Origin of the sequence: Burkholderia alba, from assembly GCF_034721475.1 — a bacterium.
GTDB lineage: Bacteria > Pseudomonadota > Gammaproteobacteria > Burkholderiales > Burkholderiaceae > Burkholderia > Burkholderia alba.
In genome coordinates this window covers 1-20,654 of the sequence record NZ_JAWJWL010000015.1, presented here as the reverse complement: position 1 = coordinate 20,654, position 20,654 = coordinate 1, and the positions used below count along the sequence as shown (strand labels likewise).

The window sequence follows — 20,654 nt, the reverse complement described above, 5'->3', positions numbered from 1 at the left end:
GTCAGGCTCCGTGACGCGGGTCGAAGACGTCGCGCAGACCGTCGCCGAGCAGGTTGAAGGCGAGGCTCACGAGCAGGATCGCGCAGCCGGGCAGCGTGGCGACCCACCACGCATCGAGCAGCACGTTGCGGCCCGACGCGACCATGAACCCCCATTCGGGGCTCGGCGGCTGCGCGCCCAGGCCGAGGAAACCGAGGCCCGCGACGGTCAGGATGATGCCCGCCATGTCGAGCGTCGCGCGCACGATCACCGACGACATGCAGAGCGGCATGATGTAGCGCAGCAGGATGCGAGGCCCCGACGCGCCCTGCAGCCGGGCGGCGTGGATGAAGTCGGCCTGCACGATGCGCAGCGTCTCGGCGCGGGCAAGGCGCGCGTAGGCGGGCCACGCGGTGATCGAGATCGCGATCACCGCGTTGAGCACGCCCGGCCCGAGCGCGGCGGCGAACGCGAGCGCCAGCACGATCTTCGGGAACGCGAGCGCGACGTCGGTGATGCGCATCAGCACGCTGTCGACGAGGCCGCCGCAATAGCCGGCGGTGGTGCCGATCAGCAGCCCGATCGGCACCACGATCACGACGACCAGGATCGCGATGCCGAGCGTGATCCGCGAGCCGGCGATCACGCGCGACAGAAGATCGCGGCCGAGCTGATCGGTGCCGAGCCAGTGAGACGGCGAACCGGGCGGCAGCAGGCGGTCGGACAGCACCTGCTGCAACGGATCGTGCGGCATGATGAACGGGCCGACGATCGCGACCGCGACGAGCGTCGCGAGGATCGCGAGGCCGAACAGGTTCAGCGGATTGGCGCCGAAGCGCCGCCAGCGCCGGTACGCGAGGCCGAGCGACGCCTGCGGGCGCGAGCGCGGCGCGTCGCTCAGCAGCCACGCGCGCAGCCCGGCGCGCGCCGCGTTCGAGGTGGGGTGGTCGGGGGAGGAAGCCATGTCGGGAAGCCGTGGAAAGGAGTCGGGTGCCGGCGCGCGGCCGGATCAGCGGGCGCGCGGATCGAACACGCGGTACAGCGCGTCGGTCAGCAGGTTGAGCGTGATGAACATGATCCCGATCACGAGCGTGCAGCCGAGCACCGCATTCATGTCGGCGTTCAGCAGCGCGCCCGTGAGGTACGAGCCGATGCCGGGCCACGCGAACACGATTTCGGTCAGCACGGAGCCTTCGAGCAGGTTGCTGTAGGTCAGCGCGATCACGGTGAGCAGCGGCACCGCGATGTTGCCGAACGCGTGCCGCCAGATCACGCGGCGCTCGGACAGGCCCTTCGCGCGCGCCGTGACGATGTACTCCTGGCTCAACTGGTCGAGCATGAACGAACGCGTCATCCGGCTCAGGTAGGCGACCGAGTAGTAGCCGAGGATCGCGGCGGGCAGCGCGATGTGCGACAGCGCGTTGCGGAATACGTCCCACTCGCCGGCGAACGCGGCGTCGATCAGCAGGCTGCCGGTGCGCGGCTCGACCATGCCGTCGTACAGCGGGTCGAGCCGGCCCGGCCCCGCGACCCAGTGCAGCTTCGCGTAGAACAGCAGCAGGCCCATCAGGCCGAGCCAGAAGATCGGCACCGAGTTGCCGATCAGGCCGACGAAGCGCGCGAGGTGATCGACCGGACGGTTGTGCCTGACGGCCGCCGCGACGCCGAGCGGCACGCCGATCGCGATGCCGATCAGCGTCGCTAGCGTCGCGAGTTCGAGCGTCGCGGGAAACACGCGCTTGATGTCGTCGAGCACCGGATTCGCGGTCAGCAGCGAGATGCCCAGGTTGCCGCGCAGCACGTCGCGCACGTAGATCAGGAACTGCGTCGCGAGCGGCTTGTCGAGTCCGAGCGCGAGCCGCTGGGCGGCATACGCTTGCGCCGACGCGCGGTCGCCGAGGATCGCGAGCACGGGATCGATCGGCACCTTGCGGCCGATGAAGAAGGTGAGCGCCAGCAGGCCGGCGAAGGTGACCGCGAGCGTGACGACCCAGCGCAGGATGCGCAGCGCCCAGCGCACGCCCGGGCGCCGGGCGGGCAAGGTGCGCAGGGCTTCGACGGAAAGGGCTGGCGTGGACATGATGCGCTCCGGTGTCCGGGTCATTGCTTCTTCAGGTTCCGGTACGACACGAGGTCGTTGATCGGACCCACTTCGAGGCCGCTCACGCCCGGCCGGGTCGCGACCTGCGCGACCTTCTCGAACAGGATGACGAACGGCGAGCGCGCGAGCACCGCTTTCTGCATCGCCTGGTACAGCTGCGCGCGCTTTTCCGCCGACGGCTCGGCCAGCGCCGCCTGGGTCTGCGCGGTGAGCTGCGGAATATCCCACGCGTTGCGCCAGGCGAGCATCTTGTAGGTTGACTGATCGGCGTTGTCGGGGTTCCACGCGAAGCCCTGCGCGTTGCTGTGCGGGTCGATGTAGTCGGCCGACCATTCGCCGATATAGATGTCATGCTGGCGCGCGCGGTACTTGGCCAGGGTCTGCTTGTTGTCGCCGGGGATCAGCCGCACCTTGATGCCCGCCTGCGCGAAGTTCGCCTGCACGGCCTGCGCGATGTCGGTGTACGGATAGTCGTTGCGCACGTCCATCGAGACCGTGAAGCCGTTCGGCACGCCGGCCTTCGCGAGCAGCGCCTTCGCCTTCGCGATGTCGAGGCGGTACGGGTTGCTGTCGAGCGTGCCGAGGAAGCCCTCCGGCAGGAAGGTCTGATGCACCTTGTAGGTCGTCTTGACCACATGGCTCTGGATGCCGCTGTAGTCGACCAGCCACTTCAGCGCTTCCTGTACTTCGGGTTTCGCGAGCGTCGGGTTCTTCGTGTTCAGGCCCAGATAGAGCAGCGTCGCCTGCGGCGACTGCGTGACCTTCGCCTTGCCGCTTTTCACGACGGCCGCGAGATCGTCGGGGCTCAGGTCGCGCGCGGCGTCCACGTCGCCGTTTTCGAGCAGCAGGCGCTGGCTGGCCGCCTCGGGCACGTGGCGCAGCACGATGCGCTTCATCGCGAGCGGCAGCCGGTAGCCGTCGAAGCGCTGCAGCACCAGGCTGTCGCTCGCGGTCCACTTGACGAGCCGGTACGCGCCGGAGCCGGCCTCGTTGGTTCTGAGCCAGCCGTTGCCGAAATCGCCGCCCTGCTGGTGCGACAGCAGCAGCTTCCGGTCGAGCACCGACGCGGGCCACGAGCCGAGCACGTTCAGCACGAAGGTCGGCGCGTATTTCCGGTCGGTTTCGATCGATACGGTCTGATCGTCGAGCTTCCTCACCCGCTGCAGCACGTTCGCGCGGGTGAGCCCCAGGCCCGCGAGCACCGCCGCCGGGCCTTTGTCGAGCAGCACGGTGCGCTGGATCGACCATGCGACGTCGTCCGCCGTCAGCGGGTTGCCGGAGTGGAACTTGAGGCCGGGCCGCAGCTTGAACGTGTAGGTGACGCCGTCGGGGCTCACGGTCCAGGATTGCGCGATATCGCCGTTGAATGTCGACGGATCGCTCAGATCGACGCGGATCAGCCGGTCGTAGGTGTTCGCGACGTATTCCTCGGGCACCAGCTCGTAGATCTCGCCCGGATCGAGCGTCGTGAATTCGTCGAGCAGCGTGGCCATCACGAACATGTCCTTCGGCGTGGCGGCCCGCGCATCGAACGCCGGCACGGCGGCACAGACGGAGGCGGCGGCGAGCGCGGCGACGAGCTTGGGCAACAGGGGTTTCATACGGGCTCCAGGGATCGGTGGAATCGTCGGGAAGAGGGCAGTCCGGTGCGTCACATCAGCCGCCGCGGGCCGCTGTCGGCGTTGTCGATCTGCGGCAGCGCGCGCGAGCCGGGCAGCTCGTAGTGCCACCATTCGCCGGCGATGTGCATGAAGCCCGCCGCGTGCATCACGCCGAGCAGCAGCAGGCGGTTGCGTTGCACGGCTTCGGGCAACCCGTCGTGGAAGTGCCGCGACGCGCGAACCATCTCGTCGAAGCCGGTGCCCATGTCGAGCGCGCGTCCGTCGGCGCCGACCAGCGTCAGGTCGAGCGCGGTGCCGCGGCTGTGGTTCGAGCCGCGCCCCGGATCGGCGATGAAGTCGGGGTCCGGCAGGAAGTCCCACAGCACCTGCTGCGCTTGCGGCGGCCGGTATGCGTCGTAGAGGCGCAGCCGCGCGCCGGTCTGCGCGGCGATCCGCACCGCGCGGCGCAGCGCCGCCTCGGCGGGTTCGAGCAGCAGGCAGTGCGCGCGCCGGTAGATCGGCTTGCCGGTCAGATTGCGTTCGGTCGCATAGACGAGATCGAGCTCGACATCGTGCGTGTCCGGCGTGATTTCGACGAGGCGCGGCGTGGTCATGGGGCGGGGCATCAGGGTTCGAATTGATCGAGCGCGTGCTGCAGGGCGCGATTGCGGGCGACGCGTTCGTCGATGGCGGGACCGAGCCGGTTCACCACGGCGGTGATCAGCAGGTTGAAGAGGCAGGTGAGCGGCGCGAGCGAATCCCAGAACTGGCCGACGTCGGTCTTGACCTGCAGCAGATCGCAGCGCAGCTCGCGCGCCCACGGGCAATAGAGATCGGTGACAAGCGCGAAGCGCACGTCGCGCTCGGCGGCGGCCGCGCAATAGCGGCGCGCGATTCGGGAGTACGCGCGGGTGTCGGTCACGATGCAGTAAGGGTTCGCGAATTCGGAATTCAGCGAGTCGACGTACGAGCCGGACATTCCGTCCGAGTAGAACACGCGCGGGCGCAGATATTCGAGGTAGCTGTGAAACGCGTTGCTGACGCCGCGCGTCGACTGGATGCCGAGAATGAACACCGCGTCGGCCTGGGCGATCCGGTCGGCGACCTGCGCGAACGCGGCGCTTTCCGCGAGCCGGTACACGTGACGGATCGCGTCCAGTTCGCGGTCGAGCGCGTCGCCGAGCGGGCGGCCGGCGCGGGGCGCGGTACGGCGGTATTCGTCGAGCCGGTCGGTGATCATCCACGGGCGGTCCGCCGCGCCGCGCAACTCGCGCTTCAGGTCGTCGAGATTGCGGTAGCCGACGCTGCGCAGAAAGCGGCCGACCGAAATGCCGCTGGTGCCGGTCTGCTGCGCGATCTGATCCGCCGTTTCCAGTCCCAGGCGATCGAGGTTCGCGAGCATGTAGCTCGCGATGCGCTTCGCCGTGGGCGTCAATTCGGCAAAGCGGATTTCGACGGTCTGGACGAAGGCGGGGGACATGGACGCGTGTGTTAGATCGTTGTCGTTTGGTGGTCGATTGTCATCTATCTAACAAAATCAAAATAACGAACGCTATCTTAAAAAAACTATCGACTCCCTCCGTCAATAGTGTCGAGACGCTCCGGTGATGAGCGCAGGGCGGGCCGTTTGGCCGTGCGAGGTATTGCGCGGATGATTTTGTTCATGTCTTATTCGGCTCTACATTACGCGGGATTACAGAAAAATGAATAAATCCAATCTGTTTAATGACGAGATGTAAACAATAAACGAGGCGGAGTACCGATCCGAATCCGAGGGCCGTCAGCCGCGTGCGCCGGATGCCCGGCGTCACGGCGGCGTGGCGAGCCGCGCGCGTATCGCGTGGGCGAAACGGAAGGAGGGGGCCGCCGATAACGGAGAGACAGCGATGCGTGGCATTAGGACTTCTAATAATCTGAATAACGAGGAGCGACGCGATGTCCAGGCGTAAATATTCAGGAACGATGCCCGGCGCGGGCTCGAAGCTGCTGTTCCCGCTGATGGTCGCGGCGGCGGTCGCGGCCCGGCCCGGCTGGGCCCAGACCGCGCCGCCCGCGCCTTATCAGGATCCGGGCCGGCGCGGCGATCCGGCCAGCTGGCGGACGCCGGAATTCGTGAAGGAATGGGGGCTCGGCGCGATGCATGCGGAGTATGCATACGCGGCGGGCTTCACCGGTGCCAATATCACGATCGGCGTGCTGGATTCCGGCTATTACGCGCAGCATCCCGAACTGCCCGCCGGACGCTTCATCCCGGTGTCGTCGGACGGCGTATCGGGCATGCTGAATTCGCGCAACAACAATCACGGCACGCTCGTGGCCGGCGTCGTCGGCGGGGCGCGCGACGGTGTCGGCATGCAAGGCGTCGCGCCGGACGCGAAGGTGTTCTTCGGCAATACGAACGCGACCGACGGTTTTCTGTTCGGCGTGTCCGATCCGAAATTTCCGACCTCGGATGCGAAGTATTTTTCCGATGTCTACGATGCGCTGGCCGCGAAGGGCGTGAAGATCATCAGCAACAGCTGGGGCTCGCAGCCGTCGAACGAAAACTACAGCACCGCCGAGAAAGTGATCGACGCGTACAAATTGCACGAAGGCGTACGCAGCAAAACCGGCCAGGGCACCTGGCTCGATGCGGCGGCCAAGGTGTCGCGCGACGGCGTGATCAACAATTTCAGCTCGGGCAATTCCGGCTACGACAACGCCAGCCTGCGCGGCTCGTATGCGTATTTCCATCCGGAACTGGAAGGGCACTGGATGACGACGACCGGCTACGATCAGCTGAGCGGGCAGGTCTACAACCGGTGCGGCATCGCGAAATGGTGGTGCGTGATGGCGCCGACGGGCGTGCCGTCGACGTCGTATTCCGGTCCGTCATCGGCGCCGACCGGTGCGACCTACGCGAACTTCAACGGCACGTCGGCCGCCGCGCCGCACGCATCGGCGGCGCTCGCGCTGATCATGGAGCGGTTCCCGTACATGACGAGCGAGCAAGCGCTGTCCGTGATGTTCACGACGGCGCAGAACATGGTGCCGGACCCGAGCCGCCAGGATTACACCAACAATTCGCTGTATTCGACGATCCATCCGGCGAAGCCGGGCGACAGCGGCGTGCCGAACACGTTCGGCGGCTGGGGGCTCGTCGACTTGAGAAAGGCGATGAACGGCCCGGGGCAACTGCTCGGCACGTTCAACGCGGCGTTGCCCGCGGGCGTCGCCGACGTCTGGTCGAACGACATCTCCGACGTGGCGCTCGCCGCGCGCAAGCAGGAGGACGACGCCGAACACCGGGCCTGGCTCGGCACGCTGAAGGCGAAGGGCTGGGAGCGCGGGCTGCCCGCGGGCGCGAGCGACGGCGATCGGGTCGACTATGCGGTCGGCGCCGCGCGCGAAGCCGCTTATCAGGCACGCGAATACCAGGGCAGCCTCGTCAAGTCGGGCGACGGCGCGCTGACGCTGTCCGGCGCGAATACCTATCGCGGCCTGACGACGGTCGACGGCGGCGAACTGAGAATCGACGGCTCGATCGCGGCGGGCGCGGTCGTCAACGCGGCGGGCCGGCTCACGGTGAACGGCCGCGCGGCCGACATCGCGGTCAACGGCGGCGTCGCGACGATCGCGGGCACCAGCGCGAACCTGTCGGTCGACCGGCAGGGCAAGGCGGCCGTGACCGGCACCACCGGGGACGTGCGGGTCGCGAGCGGCTTCGCGTCGCTTGGTGGCACGAGCGGCAACGTGGCGGTTCAGTCGCTCGGCATCGCGGCGATCACGGGCAGGACCGGCGACGTGACGGTCGACGGCGGGCGTGCGTCGCTCGACGGCACGAGCGGCGGCGTGTCGGTCGGCAACGGCGGTCTCGTGAACGGCAACGGATCGATGCGGACGCTGAATGCGGCGGCCGGCGGCACGGTCGCGCCGGGCCATTCGATCGGCACGCTGACGGTCTCCGGCGACGTGCGTTTCGCGGCGGGGTCGACCTATGCGGTCGAGCTGTCGCCGGGCGGCGCGAGCGACCGGATCGACGCGGGCGGCCGCGCCCAACTCGCGGGCGGGGCGGTGACGCTGGCGCTCGAGAATACGCCGCCTCCGCTCAGCCCCGATCAGTCGCGCTCCGTGCTGGGCCGGCGCTTCCAGATCCTCAACGCGGCGGGCGGCGTGCAAGGCCAGTTCGTCGCGCCGGGCGGCTATCTGTTCGTCAGCCCGGTGCTGGCCTACGGCGCGACGGACGTGAGCCTGACCGTGAATCGCAACGCGACGCCGTTCGCGAGCGTCGCGCGGACCGACAACGAGCGCGGCGCCGCGCGTGCGCTGGAAACGCTGAATCCGGGCAGCGCGCTCTACAACAGCGTACTGTTCGCCGCCTCGCCGCAAGCGCCTCAGGCCACGCTCGCCCAACTGACGGGCGAGATCTACCCGGCCGCCTACGCCACGCTGATCAACGAGAGCCGCCAGGTGCGCGACGCGGTGCTGGAGCGCTTGTCGGCGGCGCGCGACGCGCCCGGCCGGCCCGGGGCATGGGCGCGGCTGCTCGGCTCGTGGGGCAGCGCGAGCGGCGACGGCGTCAACGGCTATACGAGTTCGACCGGCGGCTTGCTCGCGGGCGCGGACGCGGCCGTAGCGGGAGACTTCCGCGCGGGCGGGCTCGCCGGCTACAGCCACAGCGGCGTGACCTTGAAGAATCAGCCGTCGTCCGCATCGTTCGACAGCTTTCATCTCGGCGCGTATGCGGGCTGGCAGCCTGGCGCGCTCGGCGTGCGCGTGGGCGCGGTGCACGCCTGGCATCGCGGCGGCATCGACCGGTCGGTTCAATACGGCGGGACGGCGGAAAACGAGACGACCACGCTCAATGCGGAGTCGACCCAGGTGTTCGGCGAAGCCGGCTATCGTTTCGCGCTGGGCGGCGACGCGACGGTCGAACCGTTCGGCCGCCTCGCGTACGTGCACTTGAAGAACCACGGCGCGACCGAGACCGGCGGTGCGGCGGCGCTGCGCGTGCAGGAAGGCAATCACGACGTCACGTTCTCGACGCTCGGGGTACGCGGCGCCACGGGGCTCGCGCTCACGTCCGCGCTGCAACTGACGCTGGAGGGCAGCGCGGGTTGGCAGCACGCGCTGACGAGCGGGCGCCCCGTCGGTTCGCTCGCGTTCGCGACCGGGAGCAGCGTGTTCACGGTGTCGAGCGTGCCGGTCGCGAAGGACGCGGCCGTCGTGAGCCTGAACGCGGGGCTGGCGCTCGGCAGGAACGGGCGCCTGAGCGTCGGTTACTCGGGATCGCTCGCGAGCCGCCAGTCGGATCACGCGGTGCAGGGCAGCCTGAACTGGAAGTTCTGACGCGGGCGCGGCGTGCGGCTCGGAACTCGGGCCGCGCTCCGCGCGCCGGAGGCGGTATCCTCGCGTCAAGCGGGCGGCGCGTCGGTGGCCGCCCGCATCAATTTCGGGAATGAGATGGACACTTTATCGCAGCCGGGCGCCGCCCGCGCGTGGCAGGACATCACGATCGTCGACGATCTGCTGCCGCCGGCCGAACAGGCGGAGATCGCGCAATGGCTGTCGTCCGGCCCGTGGCACCACGGCTGGCGTTCGCACAACGGCGCGGGCGCGCAGCCGTTCTGGAACCGGCATTTCGCCGGGTCGCGGGACCCCGCGCAGCCTCCCGGCCCGGGCGCGGAAGATGCGCTGGCGAGCGCCGCGCCGCTGTTGTACGGCTGCTGGCGGCGTCTGGCGCAAACCTATCTGCAGCGGCACGCGCTGCAAAGCTGCTATGCGAACGCGCTCCCGTACGGCACCGACGGCGCCGTGCATACCGATTCGCTGGCGGTCGGCGCCTGCACGGCGGTGTATTACCCGCATGCGCACTGGGACGCCGACTGGGGCGGCGAGACGCTGCTCTTCAACAAGGACAAGAGCGACATCCTGGCGGCGGTCTATCCGAAGCCGAATCGGCTGCTGATTTTTCCGGGTTTCGTCCATCACGTCGCGCGCGGCGTGTCGCGCGCGTGCCCGACGATGCGAATCACGCTGATGTTCAAGACGCAGTTGCCCGCGTGACGCGGGCGGCGCCGGACCGGCGGCCCGGCGCCGAAACCGGTCCGCTCGAATCGATCCCGCCTATTGCTTCTTCAACGTCTCATACGAGACCAGGTCGTTGATCGGCCCGATCTCCGGTCCCGTCACGCCCGGCCGGGTCGCCACCTGCACGACCTTCTCGAACATGATGATGAACGGCGAGTGGTCGAGCACCGCCTGCTGCAGCGACTGGTACAGCTTCGCGCGCTTGGCCGGCGCCGGCTCGACGAGCGCCGCCTCGGTCTGCGCGGTCAGCTGCGGGATGTCCCAGCTGTTGCGCCACGCGAGCATTTTCGATGTCGACTGCTCCGAATTGTCCGGATTCCACGCGAAGCCGCGCGCGTTGCTGTTCGGGTCCATGTAATCCGGCGACCATTCGCCGATGAAGATGTCGTGCTGGCGCGCGCGGTACTTGCCGATCGCCTGCTTCGCGTCGCCGGGCAGCAGCTTCACCTTGATGCCGGCCTGCGCGAAGTTCGCCTGCAGCGCCTGTGCGATCTCGACGTACGGATAGTCGTTCGGCATGTCCATCGTGACCGCGAAGCCGTTCGGCACGCCGGCCTTCGCGAGCAGCGCTTTCGCCTTCGCGACGTTCTGCTGGTACGGGTTGGCGTTCAGCACGCCGAGGAAGCCGTCGGGGAGGAAGGTCTGGTGCACCTTGTAGGTCGTGCTGATGATGTTGCGCTGGATGCCGTTGTAGTCGACGAGCCACTTCATCGCTTCCTGCACTTCGGGTTTCGCCAGGTTCGGGTTCTTCGTGTTGAGGCTCAGGTAGAGCAGCGCCGAGACGGGCCACGACGCCACCTTGATCTTGCCGGCCTTCGTCAGCGCATCGAGGCTGTCGGGGCTCAGGTTGCGCGCGGCGTCGACGTCGCCGTTCTCGAGCAGCAGCCGCTGCGCCGAGGCCTCGGGCACGTGACGCAACACGATGCGCTTCATCGGATACGGCGTGCGGTACGCGTCGAAGCGCTGCAGCACGATGCTCTCGTTCGGCGTCCACTTGACGAGCCTGTACGGCCCCGAACCCGCGTCGTTGTTCTTCAGCCACGCGTTGCCGAAGTCGCCGTTCTGTTCGTGCGAGCGCAGCAGCTTCCGGTCGAGGACCGAGGCGGGCCCCGCGCTCAGCACGTTCAGCACGAAGCTCGGTGCGTACTTGCGGTCGGTTTCGAGCGACACGGTCTGGTCGTCGATCTTCCTTACCTTGCGCATCACGTTGTCTTTCGTCAGGCCGAGATCGGCGAGCACGCCCGCCGGCCCCTTGTCGAGCAGCACCGTGCGCTGCAGCGACCATGCGACGTCGTCGGCGGTCACCGGATTGCCGGAATGGAACGTCAGGCCGGGGCGCAGCTTGAACGTATAGGTGACGCCGTCGGCGCCGACGCTCCACGATTGCGCGATCTTGCCGTTGAACTTGGCCGGATCGCGCAGATCGACGCGCACGAGGCGCTCGTAGGTGTTCGCGACGTACTCGGACGGCACCAGCTCGTAGATCTCGCTCGGGTCGAGCGTCGTGAATTCGCCGATCTGCGTGGCGATCACGAAGATGCCGGGCGGAGTGGCGGCCCGGGCGGGGAAGGCGGGCGTCAGCGCGGCAACCGCGGCGATGACGACGAGCAGGGACAGCAAACGCTTCATGCAGGCTCCGACGGGAAAAGAGGACACCCCGCGATTCTCTCATCGCCGCTCCGGTTTCAGAAAACGGTGCGTCGCGCGGCCGCACACCGCCGGCGGCGTCGCTGCGCCGCAATAGATTACAGAGTTAAAGCGAATCAGATTAACTCATCGCTTCATCTGAACAAGTCATTTAATTTTCAGGCGAATCTGTATTTAACTGAGCGGGTGGATCGGACGATTTCAGGAAAATCGCCCCGGTATTCCGCAAAGCGCATGAATTTCATTAATCGACAAAGAGGCGTTCATGACGAATCTATCCAGGCGAAAAATGCTGGCGGGCACGGCGGGCGCGATCGCCGCGGCCGGGATCGCGGTATCCGCGAAGGCTGCATCGTTCGGCAATCCCGATAGCCCGCCCGAAGGCGCGGTCAATGCCCGCAATCCCCAAAGCCTGACCGATCCCGGCCCGCAAAACCGGGCCTTGATGAATCAGTTTCCTTCGTTTCAAAATCCGCCGGCCACCGATATTAACGGGATGCCGTTATTCTGGGCGTCGTTCAATAATGCGCATAAACGCATTCAGAACGGCGGCTGGGCGCGCGAGGTCACGCAGGACGACTTCGCGATTTCCGAAACCATCTCGGGCGTCAATATGCGGCTGACGCGCGGCGGGATTCGTGAAATGCATTGGCATCAGCAGGCGGAGTGGGCGTTCATGCTGGACGGACGCTGCCGGATCACCGTGCTCGACGAGGCGGGCCGGCCTTCGGTGCAGGACGTGAAGCAGGGCGACCTGTGGTATTTCCCGCCCGGCCTGCCGCATTCGCTGCAGGGAATCGGCACCGACGGCGCGGAGTTCATGCTGGCGTTCGACAACGGCCGCGCATCGGAATTCAACACGCTGCTGCTGACCGACTGGATCGCGCATACGCCGCCGGACGTGCTGGCGCTGAACTTCGGCGTGCCCGCCGACGCGTTCCAGCGGATTCCGCTCGACAATCTATGGATCTTCCAGGGCGGCGACCCGGGGCCGCTCGCCGAAGCGCAGCGCGCGTCGGCATCGTCGCGCGGCGCGCCGAAGCAACCGTTCATCTTTTCGATGGGCGACATGGCGCCGAACGTCAAGACGCGCGGCGGCGAGGTGCGGATCGTCGACAGCGGCAACTTCAACGTGTCGAAGACGGTGGCGGCGGCGCTCGTTACCGTGAAGCCGGGCGGGATGCGCGAGTTGCACTGGCATCCGAATGCCGACGAGTGGCAATACTACATTCGGGGCGAAGCGCGAATGACCGTGTTCGACACCGGTCCGAAGGCGACCACCGCGGATTTTCGCGCGGGCGACGTCGGCTATGTGAAGAAGAGCCTCGGCCACTACGTGCAGAACACCGGCAGCACGGATCTGCAGTTTCTCGAGATCTTCAAGTCGGACCACTACGCGGAGGTGTCGCTGTCCGACTGGCTCGCGCATACCCCGCCGCGACTCGTCGCCGAGCATCTGAATCTGGCGCCCGAGATCATCCAGCAGATTCCGCGCAATCGGCCGGACGTGGTGCCGGTTTGACGGGCCGGCCCGGTACGCCGGGCCGTTTCAGACGCGGCGCACCCGCCGCCGCGCATCGCTATCGAACGGAACTTCATCATGCTTTCCACGTTGAGCAAATCTTTTGGCAGTGCGTCGTCCGCAGGCACGGCCACCCTGCGCACCGCCGACGCGGCGCGCGCCGCGCTCGAAGGACGCCGCACCGGCTGGGCGGCGATGCTGCCGTTCGTCGGACCGGCCGTCATCGCGTCGATCGGCTACATGGACCCCGGCAATTTCGCGACCAATATCCAGGCGGGCGCCGCGTACGGCTACCAGCTGTTGTGGGTCGTGCTGATCGCGAACGTGATCGCGATGCTGTTCCAGGCGATGTCGGCCAAGCTCGGCATCGTGACAGGCCGCAACCTCGCCGAACTGTGCCGCGAGCATTTTCCGCCGGCAGTCGTCTGGGGCATGTGGGTGGCGTCCGAAGTGGCGGCGATGGCGACCGATCTCGCCGAATTCCTCGGCGGCGCGCTCGCGTTCGGATTGCTGCTGCACGTGCCGCTCATCGTCGGAATGGTCGCGACGGCGGTGGTCACGTGCGCGATCCTGATGCTCGAGAAGCGCGGCTTCCGGCCGCTCGAAGCGGTGATCGCGGCGCTGGTCGGCGTGATCGGCGCGAGCTATCTGGGCGAACTGCTGATCGCGCCGCAGGACTGGCACGCGGCGGCGTTCCACCTGGTCGTGCCGCAGATCAGGGATCACGCGGCGCTGACGCTCGCGGTGGGCATCATCGGCGCGACCATCATGCCGCACACGCTCTATCTGCATTCGGGGCTCACGCAGGGCCGCACGGTGCCGCGCAACGACGGCGAGCGGCGACGCCTGCTGCGCTTCTCGAATCGCGAGGTGGCGGTTGCGCTCGGTCTCGCGGGCCTCGTGAATCTGGCGATGGTGATGATGGCGTCGTCGGCGTTTCATCGCGCCGCGCCGGGCATGACCGATATCGGCGACGCGTATCACACGCTGATCCCGGTGCTCGGGCCGGCGGCGGCGGCCTTGTTCCTGATCGCGCTGATGACCTCGGGCATTTCCAGTTCGGTGGTCGGCACGATGGCGGGGCAGGTCGTGATGCAGGGCTTCATTCGTCGCCGCGTGCCGATCTGGGTACGGCGGGCCGTGACGATTGTGCCGGCGTTCGTGGTGGTCGCGCTCGGCTGCAACGTGACGAATGCGATGGTGCTGAGCCAGGTCGTGCTGAGCCTCGTCCTGCCGCTGCCGATGGTCGCGTTGCTGCTGCTGTCGAGCCGCACGGACCTGCTGGGCGGCTATGCGATGCGCTGGCCGATGCGGGCGGTCGCGGGAGCGGCCACGGTGGTGATCGTCGCGTTGAACGGGTATCTGGTCTGGGCGACGTTCAATTGAGGCGGGCGATATCGAACCGGGTGCGCGGCGCAGGCGCGGATGCCCGGCGGCGGATCAGCTCAGTTCGTAGTGGCCGTTGGCCTGAATTTCCTCCGGCAACGCGTCGCCGTTCAGCGCGAGCACCGAGCGCTCGATCTGCCGCGTGATCGCATCGAGCGCGATCAATGTGTAGGACACGAACACGGTGACGAACGGCGTCGCGATGCCGATCGAATCGACGAGGCCGAACGGCAGCATCATGCAGTACGCGTAGATGGTCCGGTGCAACAGCACGTGGTAGGCGAACGGGATCGGCGTCGACTGGATCCGCTCGCAGCCGGCCACCATCGCGCCCAGCTCGTTCAACTGCGCGTCGAGCATCCACAGCCGGGTGTCGGTCAGCGCGCCCGCGCGGTGCTGGACGGCCAGTTCGCCGCGCAGCGCATGAAGCATCGCGATCGGCTGGTAGCGCGCGGCGGCGACGGCCGGCAGCGCGTCGGCCGGCAGGTAGCGGGCGAGGTCCGCCGAAGGATCGGTGCCGCGCAGCTGATGCTTGAGCGCGTAGACGAAGCCCACCGTCGCGCGGACGAACCCGGCGCGGTCGAATTCCGGCGCCTGCGGCGCGACGTAGCACAGCATCTGCGAGGTCAGCGCCCGCGCGGCCTTCAGCACGCCGCCCCACAGCGTGCGCGCTTCCCGATAGCGGTCGTAGCTCGCGTTGTTGCGAAACGCGGCGAAGATCGCGAGCGCGAGGCCCGCGAGCGTGAACGGCGTCGGGTTGAGCGGTACCTTTTCGCCGAGAATCCGGCCGTCGGTCAGCAGTGCGAGCAGGCTGATGCCGAACATCAGCCCGAGCTGAGGCAGGATCGATTGCAGCACCGAACCGTTCCAGATGAACAGCATCCTGAACCAGTGCTCGCGAGGTCTGACGATCATCGGGGTTTCCGCGCGCTCAAGCCGCCGCGCCGAGCGCCGAGCGGTGCAGCAGCACCGGAATCGACTTCGACGTCGGCGTGTTGCAGACATCGCCCACGCTGTCGAGCGGCACGAGCGGATTGGTTTCCGGGTAATACGCGCCCAGGCAGCCGCGCGGAATGTCGTAGGCGACCAGCAGGAAGCCGTTGGCGCGCCGCTCGATGCCGTCGTCCCACACCGTTTCGAGATCCACCCACTCGCCGGCCGCGAAGCCGAGCATCGCGAGATCGTCGGGGTTCGCGAACACCACGCGGCGCTGGCCGTACACGCCGCGGTAGCGATCGTCGAGCGCGTAGATGGTCGTGTTGTACTGGTCGTGCGAGCGGGTCGTCATCAGCGTCATCAGGCGCTCGCCGTGCAGCGCGCGGGCGCGCTGGATCGGCGTGTCGGCGGGCAGCGCGTGCGCGATGAAGTTGGCCTTGCCGGTCGGCGTGAGCCAGACCCGCTCGCGCGACGCCACGCCCAGGTGGAAGCCGCCCGGCCGGGCGATCCGCGCGTTGTAGTCGGCGAAGCCGTCGAAGGTCCGCTCGATCGCGTCGCGTATATGCGCGTAGTCGTTCATGTAGCCGAGCCAGTCGATCTTGTCGCCGCCGAACACGGCGTGCGCCATCCGCGCGACGATCGCGGGTTCCGACAGCAGGTTCGGCGATGCCGGCTGGTTCATCCCGTACGACACGTGCACCATGCTCATCGAATCCTCGACCGTCACGCCCTGCGCGACGCCGTTCTGCAGGTCGATCTCGGTGCGGCCGAGCGTCGGCAGGATCAGCGCCTCGCGGCCGTGGATCAGGTGGCTGCGGTTCAGCTTGGTCGTGATGTGCACGGTCAGGTCGCAGTTGCGCAGACCTTCCCAGGTGCGCGGCGTGTCGGGCGTCGCCATCGCGAAGTTGCCGCCGAGCCCGACGAACACCTTGATACGGCCTTCGAGCATCGCCTCGATCGTTTCGACGACGTCGTAGCCGTGGCGGCGCGGCGGCTCGAAGCCGAACACGCGCCCGAGCCGGTCGAGGAACGCCTGGGTGGGCTTCTCCTCGATGCCCACCGTGCGGTTGCCCTGTACGTTCGAATGGCCGCGCACCGGACAGAGTCCCGCGCCGGGCCGGCCGATGTTGCCGCGCATCAGCATCAGGTTCGACAGCATGTGCACGGTCGCGACCGAATGCTTGTGCTGCGTGATGCCCATGCCCCACGTGACGATGGTGCGCCGGCCGCGCGCATAGATCTGCGCGAGCGTGTCGATCTGCTCGAAGGATACGCCGCTCTCGGCGCTCAGCGCTGCCCAGCTTTCGGCGCGCAGGTCGGCGGCGAACGCGTCGAAGCCGCTCGTGTGCTCGGCGATGAACGCGAGATCGAGCACGCGCTCCGCGCCTTGCTCGCGCGCGGCGTCGTCGAATTCGAGCACGCGTTTCGCGACGCCCTTGATCAGCGCGAAATCGCCGCCGATGACCGGCTGGATGAAGGTGGTCGCGATCGGCGTGCTCGACATCGTCAGCATTTCCACCGGGTGCTGCGGACTCGCGAAGCGTTCGAGGCCGCGCTCCTTGAGCGGATTGATCGACACGATGGTCGCGCCGCGCTTCGCGCATTCGCGCAGTTCGCCGAGCATCCGCGGGTGATTGGTCGCGGGATTCTGGCCGAAGATCAGGATCGTGTCGGCTTCCTCGAAGTCGCCGAGCGTGACCGTACCCTTGCCGACGCCGACGGTCGCGGGCAGGCCCCGGCTGGTCGCCTCGTGGCACATGTTCGAGCAGTCGGGGAAGTTGTTGGTGCCGTAGAGGCGCACGAACAGCTGGTAGAGAAACGCGGCCTCGTTGCTCGCGCGGCCCGACGTGTAGAACGACGCCTGGTCCGGATCGCCGAGCGCGCGCAGATGCCGCGCGATCAGCTCGAATGCGGCGTCCCACGAGATCGGCTCGTAGCGGTCGGTGAGCGGGTCGTACGCCATCGGGTCGGTGAGGCGGCCGTGCTGTTCGAGGTCGTAGTCCGACTGGTCGAGCAGCGACGTCACGGTGTGTTCGGCGAAGAACCTCGGTGTGACCCGCTTCGTGGTGGCCTCCGCCGCCACGGCCTTCACGCCGTTCTCGCAGAACTCGAAGGTCGACGCGTGCTGGCGGTCGGGCCACGCGCAACCCGGGCAGTCGAAGCCGTCGGGCTGGTTCTGGCGCAGCAGCGCGCGGTAGTTGCCGCCCGACACCTTCTCCTTGATCAGGTTGATCGCGACGTACTTGAGCGCGCCCCAGCCGGCGGCCGGGTGGGTGTACGGTTCGATGCGTGCGGCGGAAGCTTTCTTTTTCATGGTGCGGCGATGGTCGGGGTGCCGCTCGGGACGGCGATGCATCGAGCGTAAACGCCCGTGGGCGCGGGCTGTACGCACACCTCCCGATCTGGAAAAAGAGTACAGTTTTGAATTCTGGTGCAACGCATCAGTAAACTGTACTTTCGAAAGATATTTGAAAGGGTTCGACGTGAAGCTCTACGAGAAACTGGCGGACGACATCGACGGCATGATCCGGCGCGGCGTGTACCGGCCGGGCGAGCGGATTCCGTCGGTGCGGCACACCAGCCGCCAGCAACAGGTCAGCATCACGACCGTGGTGCGCGCGTACCTGGTGCTGGAAAGCCGGGGCGCGATCGAAAGCCGGCCGCAGTCCGGCTACTTCGTGCGGGCGCGCGCGCGCGATGCGGCGGCGCCCGAGCTGCATGCATCGGCGCCCGTCGCGGTGTCCGCGCAGGTCGACGTGAGCCGCCTCGTGCTGTCGACGCTGCGCTCGATCGCGCGGGACGACGCGGTACCGCTCGGCTCGCCGTATCCCGATTCCACGGTGTTTCCGTCGCAGCGGATCGCCCGGCACGCGCAGGCGATCGCGCGGCGGCGCACGCGCTGGGGCGTGATCGACGATCTGCCGCCGGGCAATCCGGACCTGATCCGCCAGATCGCGCGCCGCTACCTGGAAAACGGCGTGCCGGTCGAGCCGGACGAGATCGTCGTCACGATCGGGGCGACCGAGGCGATTAATCTGTGCGTGCAGGCGGTCGCGAAGCCGGGCGACACGATCGCGGTGGAATCGCCGACCTTCTACGCGATGCTCCACGCGATCGAGCGGCTCGGCATGCGCGCGATCGAGGTCGCGACGCACCCGGGCGAGGGCATCGATCTCGGCGCGCTCGAGCAGATCCTCGCGCGCGAGCGGATCGCCGCATGCATGGTGATGCCGAATTTCCAGAATCCGCTCGGTTTCCAGATGCCGGACGACCGCAAGCGCGCACTCGTCGAGCTGCTGGCGCGTCACGACGTGCCGGTCATCGAGAACGACGTGTATCACGAGCTGTATTACGGCGACGGCCGGCCGAGCGCGCTGAAGACGTTCGACCGGCGCGGGCTGGTGTTGCACTGCGCGTCGTTTTCGAAGAGCCTGTCGCCCGCGTACCGGGTCGGCTGGGCGATGCCGGGGCGGTACCGCGACCGGGTCGAGAAGCTCAAATTCCTCAACACGCTCGCGACTCCCGCGATCGACCAGCTCGCGATCGCCGAATATCTGCGCCATGACGGCTACGATCATCATCTGCGCAAGATCCGCCGGATCTATGCGCAGCAGGCGAGCCTGATGAGCGCGATGGTGCGGCGCTTCTTTCCCGACGGCACGCGGCTGTCGCAGCCGATGGGCGGCTACGTGCTGTGGGTCGAACTGCCGGCGCAGGTGGATTCGATGCAACTGTACCAGCTGGCGCTCGCGCAGCGGATCACGATCGGCCCCGGGCAGATGTTTTCGACGACGGACGGCTACCGGCATTTCATCCGGCTCAATTACAGTTATCCGTGGTCGCCGCAGATCGAGCAGGCGATCAAGACGCTCGGCAAGCTGGCCGCGCGCTGCGCGCGCGGATGAGCGGCCGCGCATCGCCCCCCGGGACAAAAGAGGAGAGACACGATGAACCCAGCAACGGAGCCGAACGGCGGCGAGGAGGCGGCGCTCGATCCGGCGCTGTCCGCGCTGCTGGCCTGCCTGCACGAAGCGGCGGCGGAGCCGGCCGGCAAACCCTGGTCGCTCGCCAAGCTCAGCAAGCGTGCGCAAACGCCGATGAGCAGCCTGCGCCGCACGCTGACGCAGCTCGACGCGGCCGGGCTGACCGTTACCGTGGTCCGGGACGACGGCACCGGCAGCGCGACGCTGACGGAGGAAGGGCGCGCGCTGTGCGGCGCGCTGTTCGACGGCGCGCCGCCGCCCTGAAACGTAGCGGGCGGCCCGCGGGCCGCCCGATCGTTGCCGCTCCGTGGCGTGCGCTACCAGCGCGCGGTCAGGCCCGCCATCAACGAATGATCGTAGGTCTGATTGTTCAGCCCGCGCCGGTAGCCGATGTCCAGGTCGAGCCAGTTGCGCGGCGAGTAGATCGCGCCCGCGATCAGGAAGGCCGGGTTCGCGTGATGCGAGCGGTCCGGGTTGCGCGACGTGCCGATGTCGACCGTTAGATGGAGCGTGTCGGTCACGTGATAGAGCGCCGCGCCGGACACCTGCCAGAGCGACGTCATGTCGTCGTGGCTGTTCGGCTGATAGTTGACCCCGGCATTCGCGAGGAACGTGAACGATCCGGCGTCGTACTGCGCGAGCAGGGTCGCGCCCGCATTGACGCGGCCGTTGCCGAGCCCGTGGTGATCGTCGCCCGTCGGCACGTTGATGCGCGGTTTCAGCGCGAGGCTGAACGGGCCGCGCTCGAGAAAGCGCCACTTCGCGCCGATCTCGATGTCCCCGAAGCCGGAACCGGCTTCGTCGGAGCGGGTTTGCACGTGCGTGTAGGGCGCATTCACATACAGGTCGACCGATGGGCCGAAGCCGCGTGTCAGCGTGGTGTTCCACAGTTGCTGGCGGCCGGTTCCTTCTTCCTTCGAGGTTTGTTCCATGTTGAGTTCGTACTGCCAGTTGCCGTCGCCCTGGGTGCCGGTGTCGTCGGAGACGAGCGGATGGGCGGCATGGGCGCCGAACGGTGCGATCAGCGAGCACGCGGTCGCGAAAGGGAGAATCTTTTTCATGTCGATGACGTCGGTGCGAGTCGGCAAGACCGGCCCGCGCATCGCGCGGGCCGGAAGCGCATCAGGAGGAGGGCGTCAGAACCACTGCCGGTAACGCTTCACGTAGACCGTCTTCACGATCTGCGCGAGCGCGATGTAGCCGACCATGGTCGCGATCAGCCAGAACCAGTAGCTGCCCGGCAGATGGATGAAACCGAGCGCCTCGGCGAACGGAGAGAACGGCAGCCAGCAGCCGATCCCGATCGCCACCGCCGTGGACAGCAGCACCGGCAGCGCGGCCGTGCTTTGCAGAAACGGTATCTTCTGCGTGCGCAGCAGGTGCACCACGAGCGTCTGCGACACCAGCCCTTCGATGAACCAGCCGGAGTT

The 20,654-nt window shown here is 67.6% G+C and carries 16 protein-coding genes; 6 read left to right on the top strand and 10 right to left on the bottom strand.

Going from position 1 to position 20,654, the window contains the following annotated elements:
- Position 1 precedes the first annotated feature (1 nt).
- From nikC to sapR, 5 genes are read right to left on the bottom strand one after another with little or no spacing between them, the layout of a single operon-like run.
- Positions 2 to 943, bottom strand: a complete 942-nt coding sequence (nikC, locus tag RZR99_RS18055) for a nickel transporter permease (protein WP_323121131.1) — start codon at positions 941 to 943, stop codon at positions 2 to 4.
- A gap of 45 nt (positions 944 to 988) precedes the next feature.
- Positions 989 to 2,059: an ABC transporter permease gene (locus RZR99_RS18050; protein WP_323121130.1), complete on the bottom strand. Its 1,071-nt coding sequence runs from the start codon at positions 2,057 to 2,059 to the stop codon at positions 989 to 991.
- A gap of 20 nt (positions 2,060 to 2,079) precedes the next feature.
- Positions 2,080 to 3,681, bottom strand: a complete 1,602-nt coding sequence (locus tag RZR99_RS18045) for an ABC transporter substrate-binding protein (RefSeq protein WP_323121129.1) — start codon at positions 3,679 to 3,681, stop codon at positions 2,080 to 2,082.
- Positions 3,682 to 3,731: 50 nt separating this feature from the next.
- Positions 3,732 to 4,295, bottom strand: coding sequence for a D-alanyl-D-alanine dipeptidase (gene ddpX / locus RZR99_RS18040; RefSeq protein WP_323121262.1), 564 nt, complete (start codon positions 4,293 to 4,295; stop codon positions 3,732 to 3,734).
- Between the two features lie 11 nt (positions 4,296 to 4,306).
- On the bottom strand, positions 4,307 to 5,161 hold the full coding sequence (gene sapR / locus RZR99_RS18035; protein ID WP_323121128.1) for a sap1 transcriptional regulator SapR: 855 nt from the start codon (positions 5,159 to 5,161) through the stop codon (positions 4,307 to 4,309).
- 482 nt (positions 5,162 to 5,643) lie between these two features.
- Here sapR and RZR99_RS18030 point away from each other — a divergent pair, with 482 nt between their 5' ends.
- Together RZR99_RS18030 and RZR99_RS18025 are read left to right on the top strand one after the other, a co-directional pair.
- Positions 5,644 to 9,009, top strand: a complete 3,366-nt coding sequence (locus RZR99_RS18030) for an autotransporter domain-containing protein (RefSeq protein ID WP_407655474.1) — start codon at positions 5,644 to 5,646, stop codon at positions 9,007 to 9,009.
- A 114-nt stretch (positions 9,010 to 9,123) separates the two neighbouring features.
- Positions 9,124 to 9,726 carry a 2OG-Fe(II) oxygenase gene (locus tag RZR99_RS18025; protein ID WP_323121126.1) on the top strand — a complete coding sequence of 201 codons (603 nt, stop codon included), beginning with the start codon at positions 9,124 to 9,126 and terminating at the stop codon, positions 9,724 to 9,726.
- A 60-nt stretch (positions 9,727 to 9,786) separates the two neighbouring features.
- On the opposite strand, the gene RZR99_RS18020 is transcribed toward RZR99_RS18025, so the two are convergent.
- On the bottom strand, positions 9,787 to 11,379 hold the full coding sequence (locus tag RZR99_RS18020) for an ABC transporter substrate-binding protein (RefSeq protein ID WP_323121125.1): 1,593 nt from the start codon (positions 11,377 to 11,379) through the stop codon (positions 9,787 to 9,789).
- A gap of 283 nt (positions 11,380 to 11,662) precedes the next feature.
- On the opposite strand from RZR99_RS18020, the gene RZR99_RS18015 reads away from it, so the two are divergent.
- The gene (locus tag RZR99_RS18015) at positions 11,663 to 12,919 is read left to right on the top strand and encodes an oxalate decarboxylase family bicupin (protein WP_323121124.1); all 1,257 of its coding nucleotides are present in this window, start codon (positions 11,663 to 11,665) and stop codon (positions 12,917 to 12,919) included.
- Between the two features lie 78 nt (positions 12,920 to 12,997).
- Positions 12,998 to 14,305 (top strand): Nramp family divalent metal transporter, encoded by a 1,308-nt coding sequence (locus tag RZR99_RS18010; RefSeq protein ID WP_323121123.1) that lies wholly within the window; start codon positions 12,998 to 13,000, stop codon positions 14,303 to 14,305.
- A 54-nt stretch (positions 14,306 to 14,359) separates the two neighbouring features.
- On the opposite strand, the gene RZR99_RS18005 is transcribed toward RZR99_RS18010, so the two are convergent.
- Positions 14,360 to 15,220 (bottom strand): bestrophin family protein, encoded by an 861-nt coding sequence (locus RZR99_RS18005; RefSeq protein ID WP_323121122.1) that lies wholly within the window; start codon positions 15,218 to 15,220, stop codon positions 14,360 to 14,362.
- Positions 15,221 to 15,236: 16 nt separating this feature from the next.
- The gene (locus RZR99_RS18000) at positions 15,237 to 17,555 is read right to left on the bottom strand and encodes an FdhF/YdeP family oxidoreductase (protein ID WP_323121121.1); all 2,319 of its coding nucleotides are present in this window, start codon (positions 17,553 to 17,555) and stop codon (positions 15,237 to 15,239) included.
- Between the two features lie 169 nt (positions 17,556 to 17,724).
- On the opposite strand from RZR99_RS18000, the gene RZR99_RS17995 reads away from it, so the two are divergent.
- Positions 17,725 to 19,146 (top strand): aminotransferase-like domain-containing protein, encoded by a 1,422-nt coding sequence (locus RZR99_RS17995; protein WP_323121261.1) that lies wholly within the window; start codon positions 17,725 to 17,727, stop codon positions 19,144 to 19,146.
- A 42-nt stretch (positions 19,147 to 19,188) separates the two neighbouring features.
- A complete protein-coding gene (locus RZR99_RS17990; protein ID WP_323121120.1) occupies positions 19,189 to 19,488 on the top strand; it encodes a transcriptional regulator in 300 nt (99 codons plus the stop codon).
- Positions 19,489 to 19,541: 53 nt separating this feature from the next.
- On the opposite strand, the gene RZR99_RS17985 is transcribed toward RZR99_RS17990, so the two are convergent.
- The gene (locus RZR99_RS17985) at positions 19,542 to 20,285 is read right to left on the bottom strand and encodes a transporter (protein WP_323121119.1); all 744 of its coding nucleotides are present in this window, start codon (positions 20,283 to 20,285) and stop codon (positions 19,542 to 19,544) included.
- A gap of 75 nt (positions 20,286 to 20,360) precedes the next feature.
- Positions 20,361 to 20,654 (bottom strand): cation transporting ATPase C-terminal domain-containing protein (locus RZR99_RS17980; RefSeq protein ID WP_323120201.1); only part of this gene is annotated, 294 nt, incomplete at its 5' end.